This window comes from Chitinophaga rhizophila, assembly GCF_019492185.1.
GTDB lineage: Bacteria > Bacteroidota > Bacteroidia > Chitinophagales > Chitinophagaceae > Chitinophaga > Chitinophaga rhizophila.
In genome coordinates, this window is record NZ_JAICCF010000005.1 from 400,660 (window position 1) to 425,980 (window position 25,321).

General features: G+C 45.4%; 27 protein-coding genes. 15 read left to right on the forward strand and 12 right to left on the reverse strand.

What is annotated here, in order from left to right; genetic code table 11:
- Positions 1 to 31: 31 nt before the first annotated feature.
- The 5 genes from K1Y79_RS25880 to K1Y79_RS25900 form a co-directional block, all read right to left on the reverse strand.
- Entirely contained in the window at positions 32 to 430 is a 399-nt protein-coding gene (locus tag K1Y79_RS25880) for a DUF1634 domain-containing protein (protein ID WP_220253114.1), read from the reverse strand.
- A 3-nt stretch (positions 431 to 433) separates the two neighbouring features.
- Positions 434 to 1,270 (reverse strand): sulfite exporter TauE/SafE family protein, encoded by an 837-nt coding sequence (locus K1Y79_RS25885; RefSeq protein ID WP_220253115.1) that lies wholly within the window; start codon positions 1,268 to 1,270, stop codon positions 434 to 436.
- Positions 1,271 to 1,285: 15 nt separating this feature from the next.
- A complete protein-coding gene (locus tag K1Y79_RS25890; RefSeq protein WP_220253116.1) occupies positions 1,286 to 1,942 on the reverse strand; it encodes a FadR/GntR family transcriptional regulator in 657 nt (218 codons plus the stop codon).
- Between the two features lie 836 nt (positions 1,943 to 2,778).
- Complete coding sequence (locus K1Y79_RS25895) at positions 2,779 to 3,705, reverse strand: acyl-CoA desaturase (protein WP_220253117.1); 927 nt, start codon at positions 3,703 to 3,705, stop codon at positions 2,779 to 2,781.
- Between the two features lie 60 nt (positions 3,706 to 3,765).
- On the reverse strand, positions 3,766 to 5,388 hold the full coding sequence (locus K1Y79_RS25900; RefSeq protein WP_220253118.1) for a TPM domain-containing protein: 1,623 nt from the start codon (positions 5,386 to 5,388) through the stop codon (positions 3,766 to 3,768).
- A gap of 244 nt (positions 5,389 to 5,632) precedes the next feature.
- Here K1Y79_RS25900 and K1Y79_RS25905 point away from each other — a divergent pair, with 244 nt between their 5' ends.
- From K1Y79_RS25905 to K1Y79_RS25935, 7 genes are all read left to right on the forward strand, one after another.
- The gene (locus K1Y79_RS25905) at positions 5,633 to 6,370 is read left to right on the forward strand and encodes an MlaE family ABC transporter permease (RefSeq protein ID WP_220253119.1); all 738 of its coding nucleotides are present in this window, start codon (positions 5,633 to 5,635) and stop codon (positions 6,368 to 6,370) included.
- Between the two features lie 17 nt (positions 6,371 to 6,387).
- The gene (locus K1Y79_RS25910; protein ID WP_220253120.1) at positions 6,388 to 7,164 is read left to right on the forward strand and encodes an ABC transporter ATP-binding protein; all 777 of its coding nucleotides are present in this window, start codon (positions 6,388 to 6,390) and stop codon (positions 7,162 to 7,164) included.
- Positions 7,165 to 7,170: 6 nt separating this feature from the next.
- Positions 7,171 to 7,983, forward strand: coding sequence for an MlaD family protein (locus K1Y79_RS25915; RefSeq protein WP_220253121.1), 813 nt, complete (start codon positions 7,171 to 7,173; stop codon positions 7,981 to 7,983).
- Positions 7,984 to 8,073: 90 nt separating this feature from the next.
- Entirely contained in the window at positions 8,074 to 9,087 is a 1,014-nt protein-coding gene (locus K1Y79_RS25920) for a zinc-binding alcohol dehydrogenase family protein (RefSeq protein ID WP_220253122.1), read from the forward strand.
- A 383-nt stretch (positions 9,088 to 9,470) separates the two neighbouring features.
- Positions 9,471 to 10,016: a hypothetical protein gene (locus K1Y79_RS25925; protein WP_220253123.1), complete on the forward strand. Its 546-nt coding sequence runs from the start codon at positions 9,471 to 9,473 to the stop codon at positions 10,014 to 10,016.
- Positions 10,017 to 10,103: 87 nt separating this feature from the next.
- On the forward strand, positions 10,104 to 10,367 hold the full coding sequence (locus K1Y79_RS25930; protein ID WP_220253124.1) for a hypothetical protein: 264 nt from the start codon (positions 10,104 to 10,106) through the stop codon (positions 10,365 to 10,367).
- A 32-nt stretch (positions 10,368 to 10,399) separates the two neighbouring features.
- Positions 10,400 to 11,971 carry a sulfatase family protein gene (locus K1Y79_RS25935; RefSeq protein WP_220253125.1) on the forward strand — a complete coding sequence of 524 codons (1,572 nt, stop codon included), beginning with the start codon at positions 10,400 to 10,402 and terminating at the stop codon, positions 11,969 to 11,971.
- 45 nt (positions 11,972 to 12,016) lie between these two features.
- Here the strand turns inward: K1Y79_RS25935 and K1Y79_RS25940 are convergent, their stop codons facing one another.
- Positions 12,017 to 13,384: a sensor histidine kinase gene (locus tag K1Y79_RS25940; RefSeq protein WP_220253126.1), complete on the reverse strand. Its 1,368-nt coding sequence runs from the start codon at positions 13,382 to 13,384 to the stop codon at positions 12,017 to 12,019.
- Positions 13,385 to 13,518: 134 nt separating this feature from the next.
- Here K1Y79_RS25940 and K1Y79_RS25945 point away from each other — a divergent pair, with 134 nt between their 5' ends.
- Complete coding sequence (locus K1Y79_RS25945; protein WP_220253127.1) at positions 13,519 to 13,776, forward strand: hypothetical protein; 258 nt, start codon at positions 13,519 to 13,521, stop codon at positions 13,774 to 13,776.
- A 45-nt stretch (positions 13,777 to 13,821) separates the two neighbouring features.
- Complete coding sequence (locus tag K1Y79_RS25950; RefSeq protein WP_220253128.1) at positions 13,822 to 15,186, forward strand: acyl-CoA dehydrogenase family protein; 1,365 nt, start codon at positions 13,822 to 13,824, stop codon at positions 15,184 to 15,186.
- A 96-nt stretch (positions 15,187 to 15,282) separates the two neighbouring features.
- On the opposite strand, the gene K1Y79_RS25955 is transcribed toward K1Y79_RS25950, so the two are convergent.
- The 3 genes from K1Y79_RS25955 to K1Y79_RS25965 are packed head-to-tail and all read right to left on the reverse strand — an operon-like array spanning position 15,283 to position 16,827.
- Positions 15,283 to 15,684 carry a hypothetical protein gene (locus K1Y79_RS25955; protein ID WP_220253129.1) on the reverse strand — a complete coding sequence of 134 codons (402 nt, stop codon included), beginning with the start codon at positions 15,682 to 15,684 and terminating at the stop codon, positions 15,283 to 15,285.
- Between the two features lie 16 nt (positions 15,685 to 15,700).
- Positions 15,701 to 16,237 (reverse strand): YceI family protein, encoded by a 537-nt coding sequence (locus tag K1Y79_RS25960; RefSeq protein WP_220253130.1) that lies wholly within the window; start codon positions 16,235 to 16,237, stop codon positions 15,701 to 15,703.
- A gap of 14 nt (positions 16,238 to 16,251) precedes the next feature.
- Entirely contained in the window at positions 16,252 to 16,827 is a 576-nt protein-coding gene (locus tag K1Y79_RS25965; protein ID WP_220253131.1) for a YceI family protein, read from the reverse strand.
- A 269-nt stretch (positions 16,828 to 17,096) separates the two neighbouring features.
- Here K1Y79_RS25965 and K1Y79_RS25970 point away from each other — a divergent pair, with 269 nt between their 5' ends.
- Complete coding sequence (locus K1Y79_RS25970; protein WP_220253132.1) at positions 17,097 to 17,483, forward strand: winged helix-turn-helix transcriptional regulator; 387 nt, start codon at positions 17,097 to 17,099, stop codon at positions 17,481 to 17,483.
- Positions 17,484 to 17,797: 314 nt separating this feature from the next.
- Positions 17,798 to 18,607, forward strand: a complete 810-nt coding sequence (locus K1Y79_RS25975; RefSeq protein ID WP_220253133.1) for a phytanoyl-CoA dioxygenase family protein — start codon at positions 17,798 to 17,800, stop codon at positions 18,605 to 18,607.
- 105 nt (positions 18,608 to 18,712) lie between these two features.
- On the opposite strand, the gene K1Y79_RS25980 is transcribed toward K1Y79_RS25975, so the two are convergent.
- The 3 genes from K1Y79_RS25980 to K1Y79_RS25990 all read right to left on the reverse strand — a co-directional run bounded on the left by K1Y79_RS25980 (position 18,713) and on the right by K1Y79_RS25990 (position 20,930).
- Positions 18,713 to 19,486 carry an SDR family NAD(P)-dependent oxidoreductase gene (locus tag K1Y79_RS25980; protein WP_220253134.1) on the reverse strand — a complete coding sequence of 258 codons (774 nt, stop codon included), beginning with the start codon at positions 19,484 to 19,486 and terminating at the stop codon, positions 18,713 to 18,715.
- Positions 19,487 to 19,862: 376 nt separating this feature from the next.
- A complete protein-coding gene (locus K1Y79_RS25985) occupies positions 19,863 to 20,351 on the reverse strand; it encodes a DUF6691 family protein (RefSeq protein WP_220253135.1) in 489 nt (162 codons plus the stop codon).
- An 18-nt stretch (positions 20,352 to 20,369) separates the two neighbouring features.
- A complete protein-coding gene (locus K1Y79_RS25990; protein WP_220253136.1) occupies positions 20,370 to 20,930 on the reverse strand; it encodes a YeeE/YedE family protein in 561 nt (186 codons plus the stop codon).
- Positions 20,931 to 21,093: 163 nt separating this feature from the next.
- On the opposite strand from K1Y79_RS25990, the gene K1Y79_RS25995 reads away from it, so the two are divergent.
- The 4 genes from K1Y79_RS25995 (at position 21,094) to K1Y79_RS26010 (ending at position 25,263) form a co-directional block, all read left to right on the forward strand.
- Complete coding sequence (locus tag K1Y79_RS25995; RefSeq protein ID WP_220253137.1) at positions 21,094 to 21,546, forward strand: MarR family winged helix-turn-helix transcriptional regulator; 453 nt, start codon at positions 21,094 to 21,096, stop codon at positions 21,544 to 21,546.
- Positions 21,547 to 21,570: 24 nt separating this feature from the next.
- Positions 21,571 to 21,945, forward strand: coding sequence for a hypothetical protein (locus tag K1Y79_RS26000; RefSeq protein ID WP_220253138.1), 375 nt, complete (start codon positions 21,571 to 21,573; stop codon positions 21,943 to 21,945).
- 106 nt (positions 21,946 to 22,051) lie between these two features.
- Entirely contained in the window at positions 22,052 to 24,295 is a 2,244-nt protein-coding gene (locus K1Y79_RS26005) for a cation:proton antiporter (RefSeq protein WP_220253139.1), read from the forward strand.
- Between the two features lie 200 nt (positions 24,296 to 24,495).
- A complete protein-coding gene (locus K1Y79_RS26010) occupies positions 24,496 to 25,263 on the forward strand; it encodes a M57 family metalloprotease (protein WP_220253140.1) in 768 nt (255 codons plus the stop codon).
- The last annotated feature ends 58 nt before the right edge of the window (positions 25,264 to 25,321 follow it).

Sequence of the window (25,321 nt, forward strand, 5' to 3'; positions counted from 1 at the left end):
ACTGATTCTTCCATATAAAACGTGCAATACCTTATCCACCCAATCCGCTGAAAATACTGAACGTAATTACTCCCAGCACGATCAGCGTAATAATCACATACAGTACATCTTTTTCCATTGCAAAGGCCAGTATAGAGAATGCAATCCTGGTAATAGGGGTGGCCAGCAGTACTACCACTCCGAGCTGAATAATGGCCATACCGTCAAATCTTGCGACCCCTTGTAGTATACCTGGTATATGTCGGACATATTCCGGTGCTCCCGTGAACTCAGTATACGATGGTACATTCCCGCCGTTTTTAATCAGGTAAATGATGCCGCCGATGAAGGCAATAATACTGGCAGTGATTACACCCCAGCGGAGTTGCTGCCCGATGAACATTTCCACGTCCCTTTCCTGCCAGAATGACTTTGAGAATAGACTTTTCATATATTATAATTTACCTGTAAAACCATTATAGATCATTTCAAGTGCAAGGGCGCTTATCACCACGCAGAATAGTAGACGGAGTTTGCGGGTATTCATTTTCATGAGCAGACGGGAGCCCCCGAAAGCGCCGGCCAGTACGCCTAATACAACAGGCATCGCGATTCCTGGATCGATATAACCACGCTGTAAGTAGATTACCGCACTAGCAGCAGCAGTTACACCAATCATGAAATTACTTGTAGTGGTAGACACTTTAAACGGAATACGCATTACGCCATCCATTGCCAGTACCTTTAACGCGCCGGAGCCGATACCCAATAGTCCTGATACAACACCCGCGACTGTCATCAATGCATAACCGCCTGCTACGCCTCGTACCTTATAGGGCACTTCCACACCATTAACAGGGTAGGAGCCATTCAGTTTCATCGTCTCTGCCAGTTTGCTGGTACTGGTGTTATCGCCATGCTCATTCTTCTTTCTGAGCGTCATAGCAGCCGAGAAGAGCAGTACAATACCAAATAGGATGGCAATGACGTCAGTTCTGGTATAGACGGCTAATATAGCTCCTACAATGGCTCCAGTGGTGGTAGCTATTTCGAGAAACATGCCAATGCGCACGTTTGTGATACCTTCCTTAATATAAGCCGCTGCCGCGCCCGAAGAGTTGGCAATGGACGCTACCAGCGATGCGCCGATGGCATAACGGATATCGACATGAAATACAACGGTAAGTAAAGGGATAAGTACGACACCTCCACCGAGACCGGTAAGGGACCCCAGCATACCAGCCATAAAGGCTCCTGCCAGGAGGATTAATGTGAATACGAGAATCGACATGACAATAAGTATTAATTAAAAGTTGTTTTCAAGAATGGCCCGGACTGTTTTTACGGCCAGGTCGCTTTGTTGGTGACGAATGGCGCTAGCCAGTTGTACGTGCAGATCATGGGTGCGCTGAAATTGAGCAACATGCGGCGCCTCTCTTTTATGGAAGCTACCCATGATGACATTCGAGAATGTCTGATATAAATCAGCTAATACACTATTGTGAGACGCGCCGGCAATTGCTTTGTGGAAACGGATATCAGCATCGGCACAGGTGGCATAGTCTCCTGCATTAATTGCTTCCCATCTTTCCTGTAACAATCGCTCCATTGCCTCCAGATCGCCCTGTTGCCGGTGTATTACGGCCAGTTGGACTATCTCTACCTCCAACAGCTGCCGCACGTGATTAACCTCCTGTATGCCTGCCCTACGCAGTCGCTGATCCAGCGGTTCCGTTTTGACAGGGGGCGCACAGACAAATGTACCCGCGCCCTGTTGCACTTTTAAGATTCCTGCATTTGCTAAGGTCTTGATTGCTTCCCGTATAGTGGAACGGCCTACCCCGAACTGCTCCATCAAAACCGGCTCTGGCGGAATCAGGTCTCCCTCTTTGTACTTGCCTAGAGAGATATGTTGCTGTAACTCAACAATTACTTTGTCAGCAAGCTTGATTGGCTTCGTCATTTAGTAAACGTCTGATGTTTTACAAAGGTAGGATGTTTCACTAAACATCTGATGTTTGCAGGCCTGTTTTATTTGTGATTTTTATGGGAATCGGCGTAAGTAATTGACTTTCAACCTTGGGAGTCACTAGGAAATGGTAGGGCTTGGTAAGCAGCGTGCGAATACTTTGAATGATACTGACAGTCGTCATTTGATTTCCGCAGGATATCTGTGTGGAAGCTGTTTGAGGTCTGCTAGTACTTCATCTGTCCCCCGCTAATACTTTATTAGTGCTCTGCTAGAAATGTGCTTGGATTTCAGCTGTCCTCTGCCTAGACTTCTTCTATGCACTACTAATGCTCTGTTGTTGCTCTGCGTGGGCTTCATCAAAACTCTGGTAGTACTGTATGAGTACCCTGCTATTATTCTTCTTGGACTACATTTGTACTCTGCTAGTACTTTGCTAATACTCTGTTAGTGCACTGCCAGTCCTCTGCTTGCGGTCTATTAGTGTTCTACTAGTTCTCCGCTTGGACATTATCTAAATTCTCGTAACACTCCGCTAATACTTTGCTAATACGCTACTATTGCTCTACCAGTACTCTGCTTAGGATTTATCTGAACTCTGCCAGTACGCTGCTAATACTCTGCTAACGCTTTGTCTGGCGGCTGCTTGGACTACGTCAGTACTATGCCTGTACGCTTCCTGTACGCTGCCCGAATACCTGTAACACTAATCTTACCCTCAATAGTCATGTAGCTTGTTCTAGCTCTGCCGACAGCCCTGAAGGCACAAAAAAAGGACGATCTGAACTGATCAGACCGTCCTCCTTTAAAAAAGAAATACTCGACTAAGTTTATCTGTTTTCCGCTACCAGTCGCCTGTTAGCTTCTTTCACCTCTTCTTTATCGGCGTCAGTCAGCAGGTTACTGGACTTCACCTTCTCAGGAACGCCTCTGATATCCCATACAATACCGAATAGTCCCAATGTACGTAAGATGTAGTAGGTGATATCAATCTCCCACCAAAAGAATCCCTGACGGGTTGCACTTTGATAATAGTGGTGGTTATTATGCCATCCTTCGCCCAGTGTTACGAGTGCAAGGATCAGGCTGTTTTTGGAGAAATCGCCTGTTTTATAGCGTGGTTTACCCCATTTATGCATCAATGAGTTGATGGTGAATGTACCATGATACAGGAAGATAGTACTTAGTACAAAACCGATCAACAGGGTAGAAAGACCTGCACCCCAGTCGAACCAGCCAGCACCGTTCACCTTGTTACCAACAAAATAACAGGCGACACCTAATACTACACCTGGTATCCAGTGGTGTTTATTGAGCCAGTACAGTTCCGGCTGCTTGAAATCTTTGATCAGCTCGTAGCGGGTTGGCTTGAACTCAGGGCCCATAATCCAGCCCATATGCGCATACCAGAAACCATAAATATTAGCTGAGTGAGGATCGTCAGGTGTATCACTATGTTTATGGTGAACACGGTGATTAGCACCCCACCATAATACGCCTTTTTGCAAACTACTCTGTGCACCTCCGGCCAGGATGAACTGGAAAACACGCGAGGTCTTGAACGTTCGGTGTGAGAAATATCTGTGATAACCGCCTGTAACGAAGAACATACGTACTACATACAATACGGCACATAAGATCCAGTCAAATGTTGTGACATGCGTGAATATTGCCAGAATAGGCAGAAAATGCAGTCCCAGAAAATCGAATTGACGCCACCAGTTGGGTCCTTTCCTCAGTTGTTTTTCAGAATTCATAATGCAAAAATATTCCTATTCCGGACAATAAACAATGATCAACGTCAGTCATTCGTAATTTTACCAACTGCTGCCTGCGCCACCTCCCCCTGAGCTACCTCCGCCCCAGCTACCAGACGAAGAAGAGGACGAAGATGAAGAGGAAGAACTGGAACTGCCGGAGCTGCCAGAAGATGGCTTAGGTATGGCATAATACTCCTCTTTTGTATGCTTGCAGTTCTTACACTCATAATACCGGATACCTTCTCCCTCCCGGCTACTGGTAGCACGACGCAGTACCTTCTTTTTTCCGGGAACTAATGTAATAGCCATACATGACGGACATTCCTCGACATCTGTATCCAGACTCCGGTATCCGAAGACCTTTTTTGTATTACACGGCTTGCAACGCCATACATCATATACAATGGAGCCAACCTTATCTTCTGTCAGCTGCACCGGGCTTAACGCCTTCTGCTTTTCGCCCTTCTTCAGTATTGTCATCTGCTGCTGACAACCATCACAGGCATACGGCTCATAACGCAGCTTCTCCAACCGTTTTTTATGCCACTTGTAATATGGCAGGAAGGGGAGTGGAAAGAAAACAGCTACCAGCCAGATATCATGATTGGCGATATTCATGGCCTCGTATAGCCGGTGCCTGTCATTACCTTTTACCAGCCAAGCAGCTTTAGCGTGGATCACCAGGGTACGGTAAATCATATAGCCCATCACATTGCCATACATGACCAGCGGCAGCAGCCACCACCGATATCTCACATTGAATAGGTTCACCAGTATCAAAATCAGTATAAAAGGTGCGCCATACAGCCAGATCTTATGCCATATATTAATGCTAAAAAGCGCGCTGTTATTCTTCCTTCGTTTGGCCGCAGTAGTTTGCACCACAAAGATGGTACAGAAGAAGGCATAAAACATGTACAGGATGATTGTACCCAGACCTATACTATCGTCTGTATCATTGTCAGGATAGTCATTGGTATCCGTTGGTGAATAATCCTCGAAATAAGGTGCATTGTGAGCAACGGCACTGTCTGCCGCTATACCTGCACTGCCAAACATATTTGCAAAAGCTGCACTATCCGCCTTTACAAAGCTGTCTACTCTTACCATCACTTCTTCTGCATGACTGGTACTATCATTATCTGCTGCTACCTGCGTTGAATCATCAGGTACCCGTAAGACATCAATTACTGCGGCAATACCTTTAGACATTCCTCCGTCAAGGTCATTCTGTTTAAACGAGGGTAGCATTTCAGACTGCTGGATACGGTAACACACCACGTCCGGCAGGTCGCCTTCCAGGCCATAGCCTGTTTCAAATTCTATACGACGCTGATCATTTACCAATAAAACCACCAGACCGTTATTCTTCACTTTATCCCCTGGTTGCCATAACCGGAACAGGTCATGTGCAACATCTTTGGGTACGCGCTCGCCAATTGTCTCTAATAGTACAACTGCTACCTGTGCACGACCTGACTGATCGAGTTGCCGCAGTTGTCCGTTTATTTGAGATACTGTTTCATCACTAATAAGATGATCGGGATTACTCACATAACCATTGTGCTGCATCGGATCCGGAATCTTGTCCACCGAAAACTCAGCTGTCTTCTTCTGCTTACAGGCGCTTACAATCAATAGGATCAACAAGCACAATCGCCACGTTCTGATATGAGTCATAGAATCGTATGTATTCCGGTCAAAAATAATAAACTGGTTTTGTAAATACTATTTACAGCACAGGTTGGGTAATATTTTACCCAGTCCTATACTATATTATTGCTGTTTCCGCCTGAAAATCATTGTTTCCGGTGATGGCATGAAATTCCATCTGCTATATAACAGCGGATGTCCGCTTTCCACTGTACATGACCCAATGCTTATAACTATGGCTAGTGCGCTTACTTCAACTTTTAACAGATATATGGAACTGGTCGGTGACCAGGTAGTGTTTACAGGTCGCTTTGCCAAAAACATCTTCCGTGGAGGATTTGAATGGGGAGAGTTTGTACGGCAATGTTTTATCGTCGGCTATCTCTCTGTTGGTCTTGTTGGTATAACCGGGTTTATAATCGGCTTTGTACTTACACTTCAAACGCAGCCTACACTCAAGGAATTTGGCGCAGAAAGTTATGTGCCGGGGATGGTATCCATCTCTATAATCCGGGAGATAGGTCCGGTGATCATTGCCCTGATCTGTGCGGGTAAAATAGCGTCAAGTATAGGGGCGGAATTGGGGAGTATGAAGGTGACCGAACAGATAGATGCGATGGAAGTTTCGGCCGCCAACCCGGTCCAATACCTCGTCGTGACACGTATTCTGGCCTGCACGATAATGGTACCGCTACTAACTATTATGGCGGATGCACTCGCCATGGCCGGAGGATGGGTAGGCGTGAACGTGCAGGATAATGTCAGTGCAACACTCTTCTTCCGCAAGTCCTTTGCCGCTCTTGAATTTAGTGATGTAGTACCCTCCGTCGTAAAAACATTCTTCTTCGGATATGCGATCGGTTTTGTTGGATGTTATAAGGGCTACCATTCCTCCCGGGGTACAGAAAGCGTAGGTCGTGCGGCCAACTCGGCGGTAGTGAGCGCTTCCCTCTGGATTATCCTGATAGATGCGGTGGCCGTACAGATCACAAACCTGATTTACTATTAACCTTTAAGCCGATACTTATGGACGATACACTGGTACAGGAAAAGAACACAGCGACGGCTACTGATGAAGAGGTGGTCATCCGCATTGAACATCTGAAGAAATCTTTCGGTGATAATGAAGTATTGAAAGATATCAACCTCGAACTACACAAAGGTGAAAATATAGTGGTACTTGGGCGCTCCGGACAAGGCAAGTCTGTAACTATACAGTGTATTGCCGGACTGCTGGAGCCGGATGAAGGTAAACTGGAAGTGCTGGGTAAGGAGGTAAGAGAACTCTCTTCCGAAGAACTGAAAGAAATGCGAATGAAACTCGGATTTCTGTTCCAGAGCGGTGCCCTGTACGACTCAATGACCGTAAGAGAAAATCTGGCATTCCCATTGACGCGGGTATTGAAGATGACCGACGAAGCTGAGATAGAAAAGCGGGTTACCGACGTACTGGCAAGTGTGGGGCTGGAAGATGCCATTGATAAACTGCCCTCTGATCTTTCAGGCGGTATGCGTAAAAGGGTCGGACTTGCCCGTACACTGATCATGCGGCCCGCAATTATGCTGTATGACGAGCCAACAACCGGACTGGACCCGATCACTTCCCGCGAGATCAGTGAACTGATCATTCAGTTGCAGGAGAAATACGAAACATCGTCCATCATTATTACCCATGATATGAACTGTGCCCGCATTGTAGCAGATCGTATAGTAGTCATGAATGATGGTAAATACATAGCAACCGGCACATATGACGAACTTGCAAATTCACCTGATGAACTCATTAATAACTTCTTTAAATAGTAAAGCATGCAGCAGAAATCAAAACAGAAAATAAAGGTAGGCATCTTTGCTACGGTAGCCTTTGCACTGTTACTGATAGGTATCTTCCTGATCGGAAGGAATAAGAATATGTTTGGCAGCACCTTCCTGCTGTATGGCACATTTAAAAATGTGGGCGGATTGCAGGCCGGAAACAACGTTCGCTTCGTAGGTATTGATGTGGGAACCGTGGAAAGTATTGAGATCCTGTCAGATACCACCGCGCGTGTAGCCCTGCGCATCAAAGAAAAAGTACAGCCGTTTATCAAAAAAGGGGCTGTAGCTGGTATCAGTTCTGACGGATTGATGGGAGATAAACTGATCACCATCAGTTCCGGCAGGGAAAATGCGGCTCCCGTAGAAGACGGTGATTCTATCCACGCGGTTGAACCACTGGATTATGACGTGGTATTGAGCCGTGTATCAGGCGTGGCTACCAATGCAGAGATCATTACCGAGCAACTTGCCGGGATAGCCACTCAGATCAATCAGGGTAAAGGCAGTATTGGCCGCCTGTTGTATAGTGACAGCCTGGCTACCAGCCTGGAAGGAACCGTTACCGAAGCGCAGAAAACGGTAAAGTCCATACGTAGGGGCTCTGATGGTTTTGGAGAAAATATGGAAGCTTTAAAACATAATTTCCTGTTGCGTGGTTATTATAAGAAGAAAGAAAAAGCTGCCAGAAAAGAAGCGGAGAAAAAGGAAAAAGAGGCTGAAAAACAGGCCGAAAAGAAGGAAAAGTCGCGTAAGAAAGGAGAAAGTGGAGATTCTTCCAGCCTGAAAATGTCTAAAGAAGACTAAACAAATTGGTTTTTGCATATGTAGCCGTCTGGTACCTATACCAGGCGGCCTTTTTTTTACTATTTTAGTCCCTTACAAGAAAATGCACTTATGAAAATACTGACTTGTACCACTCCCGGACAATTTGAATACGGTGAAGCGGACATGCCTGTGCTGACAGCCAACCATGCCATTGTACGTATTAAGCGGATCGGTATCTGTGGAACCGACCTGCATGCTTTTGAGGGTACACAGCCATATTTCAGTTACCCCCGCATCCTGGGGCACGAACTGGCGGGCGAACTGGTAGCATTTGACAACGCACCTGGATTTAGCGTAGGAGAGCCGGTTACATTTATTCCTTACTTCAATTGCGGTAACTGCATTGCCTGCCGTAGTGGTAAACCTAACTGCTGCACCAGCATCAGGGTTTGTGGTGTGCATATAGACGGTGGGATGGCAGAATACCTGCTAGTACCTTCTGCCGCCCTGGTACACGGGGAAGGGCTGAGTATGGATGCACTGGCACTGGTAGAGCCACTGGCTATCGGTGCACATGGGGTACGCAGGTCCGGAGTGACGCCAGGTGAATTTGTACTTGTCATCGGCGCAGGACCTATCGGACTTGGAATAATGGAGTTTGCTAGAATTGCCGGAGCCAATGTAATAGCCATGGATATCAATGATGCAAGGTTGACTTTCTGCAAGGAGAAATTAAGCGTTCCGCATACAATTAACGGCAAACAAGAGGATGTACTGGAAAGGCTACGCACAATTACCAACGGAGATATGCCTACCGTTGTCATTGACGCTACAGGCAGCCAGCAGGCTATTAATAACGGGTTCAATTACATGGCTCATGGGGCGAGGTATGTACTGGTCGGTCTGCAGAAAGGGGAACTGATGGTAAGTCACCCGGAATTTCATAAACGGGAGGGTACGCTGATGAGCAGCCGCAATGCTACCCGTGAAGACTTTGAACATGTAATCCGTAATATGAAAAACGGGCAGGTAGATCCGACGACTTATATCACGCACAGGGTCACTTTTGAGCAGGTGAAAGATGAGTTTGAAGGCTGGCTGGATCCTGCAAACGGGGTGATTAAAGCGGTGGTAAGCTTGTAAATAACATATATCAGGAATGAGGTACATGTGCTGGCCGTTGCTTGGAGGTCGCTAGCAGGTCGCTTGGAGGTCGCTTGTTCGTCGCTAGGAGGTTTCAAGTCCACGTTTAGTTCGTTGCTTGGAGGTCGCTTGGCCGTCGCTAGCAGGTCGCTTGTTCGAAGCTTGTTCATCCCGGCTGGCGGCAGTCAATGTCAGCCGGGATGACTATCTGAAAGGAAGTGAGATAACGATGGTAGCAGCAGGTGTTCACACATAATCAGTTAAGTAAGTGGGGCAACATTCGTTCATTTGTAAGGCATTAACAATAAGCCGATAGCCAAATCATAATTCCTGATTTCTAATTCCTGATTTTTAGCTATTTTGTTAGTTAAACTGAATACGGAATGGAGGAATTAACTGCCGGAAAAGGCTCGAGAGTACAGCATGCACGTTATGGACCAGGCGTCATCATTGATGTAAAATATGCACAGTACGTTGTCACTTTTATGGATCAGGGGGTAATCGAAGTAGACAAAACTGATCCGCTGTTTGAGATACTGCACATGGAAAACAGGACTGCCGAAGTAGAAACGGTATCTGCTGTTGAAACATCTTTATTGAAGATACTAAGGTTATGGGGAGATATGTCAGAGGTTGTGCCCTTAGGCGACCGCTGGGAGGGAGGTACCCTGATACTGCAGCCGAAGGATGCTTCATTGAAGCCCAAAGAGATACCTATTGAGGCGTTTTTCCATAAAGTAGTTATGGTAAGAGACCGCCTCCGCGTGCTGGAGCAGCAGATCAATAGTCATAAACAGCTGAGTGATGAGGATAAGGTAAATTTACAGCAATACATCACCAGAATCTATGGATCGCTCACAACTTTTAATGTCCTGTTCAAGCAAAAGGAGCACTGGTTTACGGGGGAGAAGGGAGCAAAAGAAGACTAACGGAAAGTAAATCTTTTTGCAACTACATGGCCTTAATTTTGTTATATTTAGATTACATACAACTGTTCTTCCTAAACAAAATGCCGTATGAAAGATTTTACATTAGACTTTGATCTGAAAGGAAACAACTATATCGTAGTTGTACAGCCTCATGAATCAATGGGCATTGAGCACTATAAAGCAGTACTTGACGAGGATCATTCCATTGATTATCTGTTACAGGGAAATGGTTATCTGCAGCCTAATGCAGACTACGCAGCAGATCCACAGCTGGTAAATGCCATCGCTACGCGTATATTACAGGTGGTACATGTGTCGGACCGTGGAAATGGGGCCACATCTTACATATGATTCATCAGCAAGGCCTGGGATAAACTCACTATTTGAGTATCTTAGTCATTATGGGGAAAAATGCCAGTATCAGATCTGTAGTTGTCGCACTAATTGTACTTCTTGCACCATCTCAACTGAGTGCACAGTCGAAACGACCAAACATCATTTTCATTCTTTCAGATGACCATACGTACCAGGCAATCAGCGCCTACGGTAACAGGTATGTGCAAACGCCAAACATCGACAGGATTGCCCGTGAAGGGGTGAGATTCAACCATGCCATGGTCACAAACTCCATTTGTGGTCCCAGCAGAGCCACGTTACTGACTGGGAAATACAGTCACAAGAACGGATATCCACTGAATGAAAAAAAGTTTGATAATACGCAGCAGACCTTCCCGGGTATCCTCCAGAAAAGTGGTTATCAGACTGCCTGGATAGGGAAAATGCACCTCGGTACATTGCCCCGGGGATTTGACTACTTCAGCGTCTTACCAGGGCAGGGTAAATACTATAATCCGGATTTCATTTCAACACCGAATGACACCGTCCGGATGAATGGGTATGTCACCAATGTGATCACTGATTTATCAGTATCCTGGCTTAACGGCAGGGATACCAGCCGCCCTTTTATGCTGATTGTCGGCGAAAAAGCAACTCACCGGGAATGGCTGCCTGACCTGCCCGATCTGGGTGCATATGACAGCATACAATTCCCCTTGCCGCCTACATTTACCGATAGCTATAAAGGACGAAAAGCTGCAATGGATCAGGACATGACCATTGCTGGTACTATGCGCCTGAAAGAAGACTTAAAGGTACATCTGGACTACGGCAAAGATGCCTATGGTGAATATGCCCGATTTACTCCTGAACAGCATACTCCTTTTTATCAGTATTATGAGGGAAAGGTGAGCAGGGAATTTGATTCACTTCAACTCAGCGGACAGGCACTGGCGGAGTGGAAGTATCAGCGTTATATGAGGGATTATCTATCCACAGCCCGCTCACTGGATAGAAATATCGGCCGTATACTGCACTATCTGGACAGCACGGGTCTGGCAGCCAATACTGTGGTGATTTATGCATCCGACCAGGGTTTTTATATGGGGGAACATGGCTGGTTTGACAAACGTTTTATCTATGAAGAATCACTGCATACGCCTTTTGTAATGCGGTATCCTGGTGTGATCAGGCCAGGGTCTGTTACAGCAGGATTTATGCTTAATATAGATTGGGCACCTACCTTATTGGATATTGCGGATGTGCATACGCCGGCTGACATGCAGGGTGTCTCGTTTATGCCCCTTGTAGATGGTAAAGCTGACACCAGTCAATGGCGTAAAGATGTATACTATCATTACTACGAATATCCTGAGCCGCATCGTGTACCTCCTCATTTCGGTATTCGTAGCGAAAGATATAAGTTAATTCGCTTTTACGGACCGGCTGATTACTGGGAGCTTTATGATCTGGACACAGATCCGCAGGAACTTCATAATATCTACAATGAAGCCATGCAGAAGAAGACCATTGCGGCGCTTAAGAAGCGGCTTTTGCAGCTTACCAGGGAATATGATGATAAGGAGGCGCAGCAGCTACTGCAAGCGGCTAACAAATAGGTGTGGTAACTGCTGACTGGAAAAGTGGTGTTGCCGGTTTGGGGCTTAGAAAAGGGTAAAGGGCAGGTCAATACTAAATTCAGTGCCTTTGTTTTCCTGCGAATACACAAGGATTTTTCCACCATGCTCCTGTACCAGTTGTTTGCAGATATGTAATCCCAGGCCATTAGAAGGTTCGTTGTTCAATCCTTCACGGCTTGAGCTGGTAAACTGGTCGAATAGGTTAGGCAACAGTGCCGGCGGTATACCAATACCCGTATCTGAAATGGATATACGCACGCCACCCCGGTGCTGTCTCATACCGAGGGTGATATCACCTTCCAGCGGCGTAAATTTAGCGGCGTTATGGAGTAAATTATCAACTACCCGCTGCATTTTACCGGTATGTATCCGGGCCTTCAGTTCGCGGGGCGGAAGCTCCAATGCTATACGGTGATTAAAGCCGGATTTCTGCAACCAGTTATCCCGTACTTCCTGCAGCCATATATTCAGCGAAATGTAGTCAGTCTGCAAGATGCCGGCATCTCTTTGTTTGGCTGCCAGGAGTAATTCTTCAATGATCTGGTCAGCCGATTCACAGGCATCTTTGATCCAGTACAGGTATTTATTTTCCTGGTCGGGAGAGTAGGGATATTCTTCCATAAGATGTGTGACGGACCTGATGCCTGATATAGGATTGCGCAGGTCATGTGCCACGATGGCCAGGATCTCATTTTTTAGCAGATTAGCTTTCTCGATTTCTTCATTTTTGTCCTCTATCACTTTGATCTTAATAAAGTAATTGGCATGATACGAATATATAAGCCGGGAGATGAAAATAAAGCAGGTGATAATGAGCCAGAAAGCTACATAATTGAGCGCCCGGGTCTCGGGAGACACCTGGAAAAGGTCGAAGAAAAGGACGAAGGTAAATATAGCTGATCCGGAGAGTAGCAACAGATTGCGGATGGACAGGATTAGCAGTACCCCCACACTGAGTAATCCAAGCAACAGCATGGTCATTGTGTTTTTGGGGTTGTGTTGCGCTACGAATGTCAGGGCCATACAACTGCCTGTAAATAAAAGCGTATAGATAATGCTGACAAAGTGGTATCGATTTTGCTGCTTTGGATCAGGCCTTTTCTTAATTAGGAACAGCAGAAAGGTAAATATTGCAGAGACACTGATCATAACATTGTTGATAAGCAGATACTCCGTATATTGTTCAGGTAACAGCATATCCTGGTAAGGGACGATCCATGACGCAACGCGGGTACTGACCGTCACCAGGGTGACTATCAATGCTATGTAAGCAGTTACTTTGATATTCTGCTGTTTTGTATGTTGATTAAACTCCCCCCTGTATTTTCTATCGATGGGGGAGAACAGGTATAGTATCATCCGAATAGCATAGTGGAATGTGTGTCCGCTCAAAGATACCTTATTAGATCCAGAAAATTATTGTTGAGTCTACCGTCCTTATCCCCGGGAGTACAATGAAATGACCTTTAGAGTTAGATTTTTTATTGAAATGCCTTTTAAGAGAGTTAAACCTAAGCCATCTAATCATGCAACAATTCACAACTTTGGAGAATCCGGCGGAAGTAGTCCGTCATCTGACTAATGCATTGGGTAAAAGTAAGGTGAGGCAGATACGTTTCGGCTATCGCCTTGATAATGAAGAACCCGCCATCAAATTTAAGATCTGGTTACGTTTTCCTTATAATTTATTTGCCCGTAAAAAGGTCGAAGAAAAGGTTGAACAGGAGATTGCGCATATCCGTTTATCTTCAGATTCTTCTAAATTATTGTTCCAGGTGGAGTGATCATTTAACAGTTTTGGCTAAATTAAGGGACTAATACATAATCCCATGGCAGTAAAATTATCAGCGATCAGGCAGGCCTTCCATTTAGTGAAGAATATTGACTTCGAACAACTGGGGCGTTTATCAGAGAAGATAGATCTGCCAAAAGTAATGGCCACTGTAGGCAAAATGAATGACCAGCAGCTTTCTGGTTTGATGCGGATGCTGCAGAGCAGCGGAGGTGGAAAAAAGAAGGAATTACCGCCTGTAAATGGCGATTTTTACGATTTGAGCGGATTGTTAAGTCCGGAAGACCGCGCCTTGCAACTGAAAGTCCGTGAATTTATGGAGCAGGAGATCCAGCCGATAGTGAACGACTATTGGTTGAAAGCGGAATTTCCGCACGACCTGCTACCGAAGATGGCAGCGTTAAATATCTGTGGTGCTACCTATGAAGGGTATGGAGGCAGTAGTAAGTCTTTCCTGATGGAGGGAATCGTTACGATGGAAATAGCCCGGGTGGACTGTTCTATGGCGACATTCTTTGGCGTGCAGAGCGGACTGGCGATGGGCTCTATTTACCTGTTGGGATCAGAAGCACAGAAGCAGGAATGGTTGCCTGGAATGCAGCGGCTGGAGAAGATAGGCGCTTTCGGACTGACAGAGCCTGAAGTAGGGTCGGGGGCAGCAGGTGGCCTGACTACTACCGCGAAGCGGGATGGTGACACCTGGATATTAAATGGACAGAAGAAGTGGATTGGCAATGCAACCTTTGCCGACGTGCTGGTGATCTGGGCCAGAGATGTGGATGACAATGAGGTGAAAGGCTTCCTGTTAAGAAAGGGCACGCCTGGTTTCAGTGTAGAAAAGATGCATGATAAAATGGCGCTGCGTATTGTGCAGAATGGTATTATCACGCTCAAGGATTGTGTAGTAGAGGAAAAAGACCGGCTTGAACATGCGTTATCCTTTAAAGATACGGCTAAAGTGTTGCGCATGACGCGGGCAGGTGTGGCATGGCTGGCAGTGGGATGTGCAAGAGGTGCCTATGAGAATGCACTGGCATATACCCAGCAGCGGAAACAGTTCGGAAGGTCTATAGCGTCGTTTCAGCTGATACAGAATCACCTGGTGGAAATGTTGTCCAATCTGACAGCGATGCAGACAATGGTATACCGGTTATCAGAGCTGCAGGACCAGGGGTTACTGGCGGATGAACATGCGTCTATTGCCAAGGTATTTTGTTCCCTGCGTACCCGGGATATTGTAAGCCGGGCAAGAGAGGTAATGGGAGGTAATGGTATATTGCTGGAGTATAATGTAGCGCGTTTTGTGGCAGATGCCGAAGCGATATATTCATATGAGGGCACGAAGGAGATCAACTCATTGATTGTGGGAAGGGCCATTACCGGATTCAGTGCGTTTGTATAAACAGTATGATAATAAGCGGCATTCAGCCGGTAAGATACAAGGGCTGCCTGGATATTCCGGGCAGCCCTTGTAAGTATAATTGTAGTAAATGGCTTTTTAGATTGACTTACCGAATAGCGGCTTTAAAGCAAACCATCCGAGTGCCGGGAAGAAGTGCATTGGCACGGCAAGACCCGGGAACAATTCAGGCATTTCCTGTTCCAGCGGCAGTTTGAAGCCGATAGGCCCCAGGATACTTGCAAAGGAAAGGATAACAAACAGGAGGTTAAACACCATTTCTGTTTTACCTTTCAATACCAGACTTAGTAAGAAGTAACCAATGGCGGCTACGAATGCGCCCAGCAGAGAAGCGCCTATAATATTTTTTACACTGGCGATTTCGACAAATCCTTCTCCAACAGTTTCTATATACACCTTTTGGTAAACGATACCAGCCACACCGGAAAGTACACCTACTAATACTGCAAGCAGTGCCAGTAGTAATATTTTTTTAAGCATATATGTTATTTAAGAATTAGCCTTTCACGACAGGTACCGCAACTGTTACGGTAATTACGTCAGAGACGTCACCGCCTGGCTTACCAATATGGAAGTCGTTGCGGTTCACTTTGAAGGTACCGTTAAAAGTAGCGTTGTTACCGGTGCGTTTGAAGGTGAAAGGTATAGTATATTCTTTCTTAACGCCACGGATTTCCAGGTCGCCGGTTACCTGGTAACCAGTACCTGCTTTGACAATCTTTCTGGAAGTGTATTTGATTTCAGGGAATTTGGCAGCATCGAACCATTCGTCACTTTTTGCATGTTTATTCATCAAAGCGTTACCGGTATTGATGGATGCTACATCAGCAGATAAGCTGAAATTGGAAGCAGCAGGATTTTGCTCATCGAAAGCAATAGAACCTTTAAAGGTTTTGAAGATACCGCTTGCTTCATTACTGGAGAAGGCAATATTGTATTTGCCGCTGATAGTCCATGCCTGTGCCAGAACGGCGAAGGCAAGCACTGCTGCTGTGAGCAGCAGTGCTGATGAAAATATAACTAATTTTTTCATTGCCGTATGTTAGATTATTCTTTAACAAATTCACCGCTTGCTCTCAGTTTCACGTCTTCACCCAGCATAGTTGCAGGAGCTTCAGTAGCAAAGCCGAAGTCTTTACGTTTGAACGAGCCTGAGATAGTGAAACCAGCTACCATTTTCTTGCTCTGAGCGTTTTCCTGTGTACCGTTGTATACTGCGTTCAGGATAACCTGTTTAGTTACACCGTGGAAAGTCAGGTCGCCGGTCAGTTTGTACTGGTTACCATTTACTTTCTTGAAAGACGTGCTTTTGAAGGTGATAGTAGGGTATTTTTCTGCGTCAAAGAAATCAGCACTTTTCAGATGTTTGTCACGCATTTCGTTGTCAGTATTGATGCTGTTTACATCGATACTTACTTCAAAAGTAGCGTCAGAGAAATCAGGCTTGGTAGCTTTGATCTTCGCATCATATGATTTGAAGTTACCTTCATTTTCAGAGAGGGTCATGTGAGTGATAGAATAACCCAGTCTTGCATGTGCTTTATCTACAGACCAGGTAGTCTGTGCGAAAGTAGATGCGGAAAATGCCAGTAAAGCTGATGCGATGATGGAGATTTTTTTCATGTTTGCTCTTGTTTTAGGATTTAAAAGTATACCTTTTTTCTGATAATAGATGTTTCAACAGATATTGTTGAAGAAATCTTAAACTAGGTTAAGGAAATATGCTATTATTGATAAATCATTGCCTTAGATATTTATGATAATTGTATTTTTAGCAGAGAGTTACTTTCTATCAGAAAGTCAAAGGTATAGGGTAGGAGCGTGTGAAACAAGAACGTTTCGGCGGCGCAACTTACTTACCTTTTAGTAACAATCGTGGAAATCAATTTGTTATGAGTAAAAAAAGACTAGGAAATGTGTGGATGGGTGAAACCTGTCCAATCAGGCAGGTGTTGGACAGATTCGGAGACAAGTGGTCTATACTAATAATAGAGTTATTATCGCAGGAAGGGAAACTACGATTCAGTGAGATTGCTCAGACCATCGGAGATATCTCGCAGAAGATGCTGACTGTTACGTTGCGCTCTCTGGAATCGGATGGCCTGGTCACCAGGAGGTTTTATCCGGAGATACCACCGAGGGTGGAGTATGAGTTATCGGATCTGGGAAGAAGTCTGGTACCACATATAGAGCAACTTACCGGTTGGGGGCAGGCGCATATGGCCACGATTATGGAAAACAGAAGGCTATTTGAGGCGAAGAGGATGGAGAAGAATTAGCGCTTTGCTTGTTGAATGCTGATAGAAATAGTATCTGGCCATTGACGAAAAAAGGGGGAGGCAAAGGATTTTTTTTGTTTGAAAAGAAATACTGCTTATCTTTAGCCTACAAAACTAGTAGACTAATAAAATGCGTCTCAAATCTGGCACATATCAATTTCACTCTTCCTGCTTTCCTACAAGCAAAAGGTGCCCTTATTGTTGTTGCTGAATCATCATGCGCTGTCTTTCACCACAAACAGCAGCAAAGTCTCGCTTTTCCATTTTATGGTCCTTTCATACAGCTTATACAAACATTTTAAACCTACACATCTATGTCTGTCAGTTATCCAACCTTTACGCTCGGCAACACACTTACTACAGAACAACAAGCCTTTTTTGATGAGAATGGGTACATTCATTTTTCCAACTTTCTTACACCTGCGGAAGTGCAGGATATTGTAGATGCTTCGGAGGAGGTGCAGCAGAAGTGGATCTCCGGAAATATCGATAAAGTAAACGGGGTGCCTGTTAAATATGGTAAGGACCTGAATGGTCAGCCTATTGTGCAGCGCTTTGCCTTTATCAACCAGCATACGAGTGTGCTGTCAAATCTCTTGAAAGATTACCGGTTGCAGGCGTTATTGCAACTGATTGGTCCGGGTGCCCGTATCGGAGAGAATGAAAAGGACGGCATGGTGCTGAATCATTATGTGAATGGTCCTGAAAGTACCTTCACGCAGATGGGTTGGCATACTGATGGCCTGCGGGATATATTTCTGAGTGGCAAGCTGAATCCGATGCTGAATGTAGGGATTCATCTGAGTACCTTACGGCCTGAGAATGGAGGATTACGTATTATTCCCGGCACACATAAGCAAAACATATTCAGCATGCTGTTCAGGAAGAAATACTTCATCGGGCATAAGCCTGACAGGAATGAGCTGGCTATTACGCCTAATGCGGGTGATCTGACGGTGCATGATGGCCGCTTGTGGCATCGGGTGGCAAAGTCCAATGTAGTAGGAGAGGCAAGCCGCCGCAGGGTGATTTATGTGCCGATTATTGCCGGCAAGTACGAGCCGAAACATGAAAATAGTCCGACCTTATTATACCAGCGGCTGGCTGGCGTTATCCTTAAATAAACGACAATAGATGATCATTTGCTTTCTTTCATATAACAAGGCGGATACTTGAATGGGTCCGCCTTTTTCGTGTGTATATTTTAAAGGCAGGTTATAGTTGAAGGCTTATTTTTTATAGAGTCCGGCCGCTATCTTCTCCACGATACTCTTGGGAACAATACGAGTAAGGAGAGCAGTTGCAGCGTTGGTCATACCGGGGATCATTTCAGCCTTTCGATTGAACATACCTTTAATAGCAGTTTCGGCTACATCATCCGGCATCATGCCGTATTTATCCGCAGTTTCTTTTATTGCCTGCATACCTGCTCTGTCGATAAAGTTTGTTTTAACCGGTCCGGGACAGAGGCACGATACAGAAACGTTACTATCTTTTAATTCCTGCCTTAATCCACGGGAAAATAGCAGCATAAATGACTTTGTAGCAGCATAAAGACTGAGGGTAGCCACTGCCTGATAAGCTGCTGTACTTGCCACGTTCAGGATATAAGCCTGTTTTTGCTGACGGAGTACCGGCAGCAGATAATGACACAGTGCCACGGGCGCTTCCGCATTGACCTGGATCATTTGCTGATGTTCTGTCAGTGGCCGATCTGTGAAGTTGCCCCATACAGCATATCCGGCGTTATTAATGAGTACCGATATAGGATATTGACCTTCCTTACACCAATCTGCAATAGTGGCGGCAGCCTCCGGTTTGGAAAGATCTATAGCCAGCCAGAACACCTTTACCTGCCATTTGGCAGTCAATGATGCTGCAGCAGCAGATAATTCCTCTTCTGATCGTGCAATCAGTAACAGATTATATTTTCTTGCAGCAAGCTGGTGAGCCATTGATAAACCTATGCCTTTACTGGCACCTGTGATTAGTGCGTATGTCATCCTGATATAGAAGCTTTAAACAAGCTCAAGATAATATATATGGGGAAAGAAGATACGAAAGGAGAAAGAAAAGTAAGAAAATGAAAAGGGCAGTAAGAATACCGCCCTAAATTTTTTAACCATATCCTATGAAAAACCTAATACAAAGATAGGTGAGCGCTTGCAGCATCCCGCCGTATTTTTGTAAAGGATGTATTTTATCTGGTTAACGTGACGAATACTCTTCTGTTAACCAAAAATTAACAACGGAGTAATCGTTTGATTATCCGTTTCGCTTGCTAGTAGTGGATAAGCGTCGTTTTTATCCTTGTTGGAACAAGTAATTTCTGTTGGAAAGTGCTTATGTTTGAAGGGCCAGAAATTCGTCATTAGACGATCAATGCGGAAGGCGTTCCCTGAGTCTGCCATATGTCCAGGTACCTAAAATAGCGCTGAACAATGTAACGATTACAACAGAAAAGCCAGCGCCTAATTGGGCGAACAATGGACCAGGGCATGCGCCGGTGATAGCCCAGCCAAATCCGAACAGGAGTCCGCCAAATATTTGTCCTTTATTGAATGTTTTAGGCTGGAAAGTAATAGGTTCACCGTAAAATGTTTTGATGCCGGCTTTTTTGATAATAGCCACGGAAATGATTCCGGTGAGTACGGCAGAGCCAATTACCCCGTACATATGAAAAGACTGGAGTCTGAACATTTCCTGTATGCGATACCAGGAGAGTACTTCAGATTTCACCAGGAGTATGCCGAAGAACATGCCCGCTGCCAGGTATTGCAATTGATGCCACCACGGCGCTTTTTTTGTGGTATGCTTATCGGGCGATAGCTGTACTTCAAAGTCAGTCTGTGTGTTAATGGAAGGCATAGTAAAACGATTAGTGTGTTAAAGGTGCAGGATAAAAGGAAGGATGAGGTTGGCCATAATGAAGCCGCCGGCCATGAAGCAGCAGGTAGCGACAAGGGACGGCCATTGCAGATTGGATAGCCCCATGATAGCGTGTCCGGAAGTACAGCCGCCGGCATAACGGGCTCCGAAGCCGACAAGGAAGCCGCCACCGGCCATTACCAGCAGACCTCTGAGAGTGAGCAATGCCGGCCAGTTGAAGAGGTCTTCCGGAACGAGCGAACCCGAGTAGGAGAGGCCATAGGAGGCTAATTCGTTTTCCAGCTGCGGATGAATACCGGAAGGTGAAGCCGCAGCTAGTAATGTAGCAGCAATTGCACCTCCGACAAGGATACCAGCAGCGAAAAAGAGGTTCCAGGATTCTTTTTTCCAGTCGTAGGAAAAGAACGGTACCTTGCCAGGAATGCAGGCTGCGCAAATATGCCGCAGGTTGGCAGAGATCCCGAAATGCCGGTTACCCAGTAGTAGCAGCAGTGGTACGGTGAGGCCGATCAGCGGACCAGCAACATACCAGGGCCAGGGAGATGTCAGAATATTCATAGACAATCGAATTGAGGATATTAAGAAATGGCAGGTAGTGCAATGAAGAAATATGGCGGGGTACAAATATAGTAATCGCTGCTTATTTAAAATATCCACAGACTGTTAAAAGAATACATTAAAGCAAATATGTTGCAACACGCATATTTATTATATTTGGGGTATGAAGATTGAGCAAGCTATTAATCAGCGCAAGTTCAAGGACGATTATCACAAAATCGTCGTGAACCTGTTGTATACAGGAAACTGGCTGCGTGATGCCCTTGGGGCAAATCTGAAAGAACACGGGCTGCTGCCGCAGCACTATAATGCGCTGCGCATTATTAAAGGTCGTCATCCGGAGCCTGTATCGGCCGGAGATATCAAAGACGTCATGCTTGATAAGGCCAGCGATGTGACCCGTTTGCTGGACAAACTGGAGAAACTTGAGTACGTCCAGCGTCGCCTTTGTCCGCACAACAGGAGAAAGATGGACATTAACATTACTCCCCAGGGATTAAAATTACTGTCAGACGTCGATGTACTAATGGATACCTTCTATGATGATCTGGCGGACAGAATAACGGCCGGAGAGGCGGCTCTACTCAGCGATCTGCTCGATAAGGTACGAGGATAAGGATAAAACGATATCTTTGTCCGTATGAGGACTTTAATATATCTGAGCCTTTCCACCATACTGTTCTGCTGCGGACTGAGTGTCAACGCAGCAATGACGGGATGTCCGAAAGACGGTATTATTGAAGCCGCGGTTCAGCCATATCTGAAAGTATTGTCATGTGATCAGCAGTTGAAGCATAACAGGAATTTTCCGTTTCCTGATGCAGTATGTACAGCTTCTCATCAATCATTTATTGTATCTGTAAAGACAGAAACGCGTGAAGGCACCGGTTCCGATAGGGAGCAGTTTCTATCGCGCACTACTGTATTTACCTGTAAGGTGCAGGCTTCCCGCCTGTTGCCGGACCTGCATGCGATCATCCGGTCGCTGATTTATCCCAAGCATATTTTCTGGTGAAGTAATTGATCTTATTTTGTTTTAGTGCCCTATAGCCTGCATGTTTAACCTATGCGGAGCATTTTGCGTTATTAGATTATATGAACTACTAAACTGGAAATAGCGAATGATACATTTACCACCGTTGATTGCCGACTTGGCTTTGATCCTAATTGCAGCTGCCATCACCACACTTATCTTCAAAAAACTGAAGCAGCCGCTGGTGCTTGGATATATTGTGGCCGGACTACTGGTGGGACAACATGTATCCCTGGTCCCGACAGTCTCTGATGAAGAGAATATAAGGATCTGGTCAGAGATTGGTGTTATATTTCTTTTATTCAGCCTCGGGCTTGAATTTAGTTTTAAGAAACTAATAAAAGTCGGCGGCTCATCTTCTATTACTGCTATAGTAGAGGTCATATTCATGTTGTCACTCGGATATCTTGTGGGGCAGTTGATGGGATGGTCATCTATGGATAGCATTTTCTTGGGAGGGATACTTTCTATTTCTTCTACAACCATTATTATACGTGCTTTTGAGGAATTAGGCATCAAGGGACAGCAGTTTGCGGGCCTTGTGTTCGGGATACTTGTGGTGGAGGACCTGGTAGCGATCGTGTTGTTGGTATTGTTGTCCACTTTGGCTGTCAGCCAGCAATTTGCCGGCGGCGAGATGCTTAGTTCTGTCATTAAGCTGGTTTTCTTTCTCATCGCCTGGTTTGTTACAGGGATCTTCTTTATTCCAACGCTGCTGCGTAAGACTAAGAAGCTGATGAATGAAGAGACCCTGATGGTGACAGCGATAGGTCTTTGTCTGCTGATGGTGGTTCTGGCTACTCAGGCCGGCTTTTCTCCGGCGCTTGGAGCTTTCATTATGGGGTCTATTCTGGCAGAGACTACCCAGGCAGAGAAGATTGAACATCTCGTTAAACCGGTAAAAGAGCTCTTTGGAGCTGTGTTTTTTGTCTCAGTGGGTATGTTGATCGATCCAGCGATGCTAGTCAAATATGCCCTTCCTGTTGCGATTATTACACTGGTGACACTGGCCGGTAAGACATTGAGCACCTGTATAGGGGCATTATTGTCAGGACAGCCATTAAAAACATCTGTACAGGCAGGTATGAGTCTGGCACAGATAGGTGAGTTTTCCTTTATTATTGCTCAGCTGGGCCTTTCGCTCAAGGTAACCAGCGACTTTCTGTATCCGGTGGCGGTAGCCGTATCTGCGGTTACGACATTCACCACGCCGTATATGATACGTATGTCAGCGCCTTTTTACGAGAAAATATCCGCATTGCTTCCACATAGGTGGAGAACGGCGCTGAACCGTTATAGCGCGGCGGCGCAGACAATCTCGGTGGTAAGCGACTGGAAGCAGCTATTACGGTCGTATGTGGTAAATATGACCATATACTCGGTAGTGATATTGGCAATTACGTTATTGTCATACTACTACCTGCTACCACTAATTAACATCAAGATTAACGGATACAATTGGGGCCGGGTAGCGAGTGCGCTGATTACCCTGGCATTGCTAATGCCGTTCCTGTGGGCGCTGGCATTCCGTAATATCAGTAGTCAGGCTTCCTCTAATATTTGGGAACAAAAGAAGTACCGCGGGCCTTTATTGCTGGTCAGATTTTCCAGGATGATACTTGCCGTATTCCTGATCGGCTTTTTCATGGACCGGTTCTTCTCTTATTCTGTCGCAATGATCGTAACAGCTGCGATCATTGTATTGATATTTGTATTAAGGCATAAGATACAGACGTTTTATAATACGATTGAGCAACGTTTCTTTTCCAACTTTAATGCGCGTGAAGCTAAAGTGGGCAACATTAATAAGTATGTACTGGCCCCGTGGGATGCCCATCTGGCGGTAGCAGAGGTACGTCCGTTGTCGCCTGTGGCAGGTAAAACTTTGCTTGAATTAGCTTTGCGTGAAAACTTCGGAATTAACATTGCGTTAATCAACAGAAGTGGACAGAAGATTTATGCACCGGATAAACATGAGCGTCTGTTTCCAGGTGATATTATCACGGGAATTGGTACCGATGAACAACTGGAAAAATTCAACAGTTTTCTCGAACCTATATCGGTAGATGTAGATCTACAGCAGCAGGACACGGATCCGATCGCTTTGAGGCAGTTCCTGATAGGAAACAAATCGCGCTTGTCTAATAAAACCATACGTGAGCTGGGCATACGTGAACGCACCCGTGGAATCGTATTAGGAGTGGAAAGACAAGGCCGGAGGATCTTGAATCCTGAGTCAGGCATGCATTTGCAGGAAGGAGATATTGTATGGGTTGCCGGTAGTGGAAAGAAACTAAATGCATTTATAAAGGAGCAACAGGGTGCTAATTAACAGTCTGTTACGACGCAACATACTTGCAGCAGGGTAAGCTTAAAATGCTTACCCTGTCTTGTTTTCAGCCACTGCGTATTTCCCGGTTCGTGTTTAGCAGTGATAGTAATATTTTATTTTCGCATTCTATTTTTATTGTAAATTCATTCCATCTGTCAGTGAGCTCTTTTTTTTTACCCTCAAACAAAAACCACTTTAGTATGAAAAAGAAAACCCAGTCAATCTCTCTGCGTTCATTTCTTTTCTTGGCATTGTCCGTATTCCTGTTCGCCTGTAGCAAAGAAAAGGCAGTAACAGAAGTTCAACCAGAATCAGACAAATTAGTAAGTTACCTGGAAACGTTAGGTTTCAAGAAGGAAAACGTTCAGCTGAAAGGAGACACGTACATCATCGATGGCGATGTGCTGATTACAAAAGCTGAACTGGCGAAACGCGCAGCAGCAGCAGACAAATCCGATGGTTCTCCGGATACAGAACACTGGAGAGGTACCTACATCATCAGTAACACCTACAACTCTAACGTAAGACTGTACATTGATCCGGCAGTACCGGCCGCCTGGAGAACAGCTATCCAGGGTGCAGTAGCCAACTGGAATGCCATCAATGGAACAAGATTAGGTATGTCCATCGTGACATCTCAGGCTAATTCTGACACCCGTGTGTTTATGGGTTTTGAATCAGCCAGCTGGATTGCACGTGCTTACCTGCCATCATCAAACAGACGTCCAGGTGTTAGTATTGAAATCAACAGCAATTACAACAGCCTGGCAGCAAGTCAGAAACTGTTTGCTATCACGCATGAACTGGGCCATACAATTGGCTTCTATCACACTAATCAGAATCAGGGTGTATTCATCCAGGGTACTCCTAGCGTTGATGCTAATTCTGTAATGAACTCTTTTGTATTGCCATGGAACGGATTCACTGCAGGTGATGTACTGGCAACTCAGATTTTGTATCCACAGTAGTAAGTTGTGTATACAAGAGATTTAAATGAAAACACCCGACAGGCAATAGTCCGTCGGG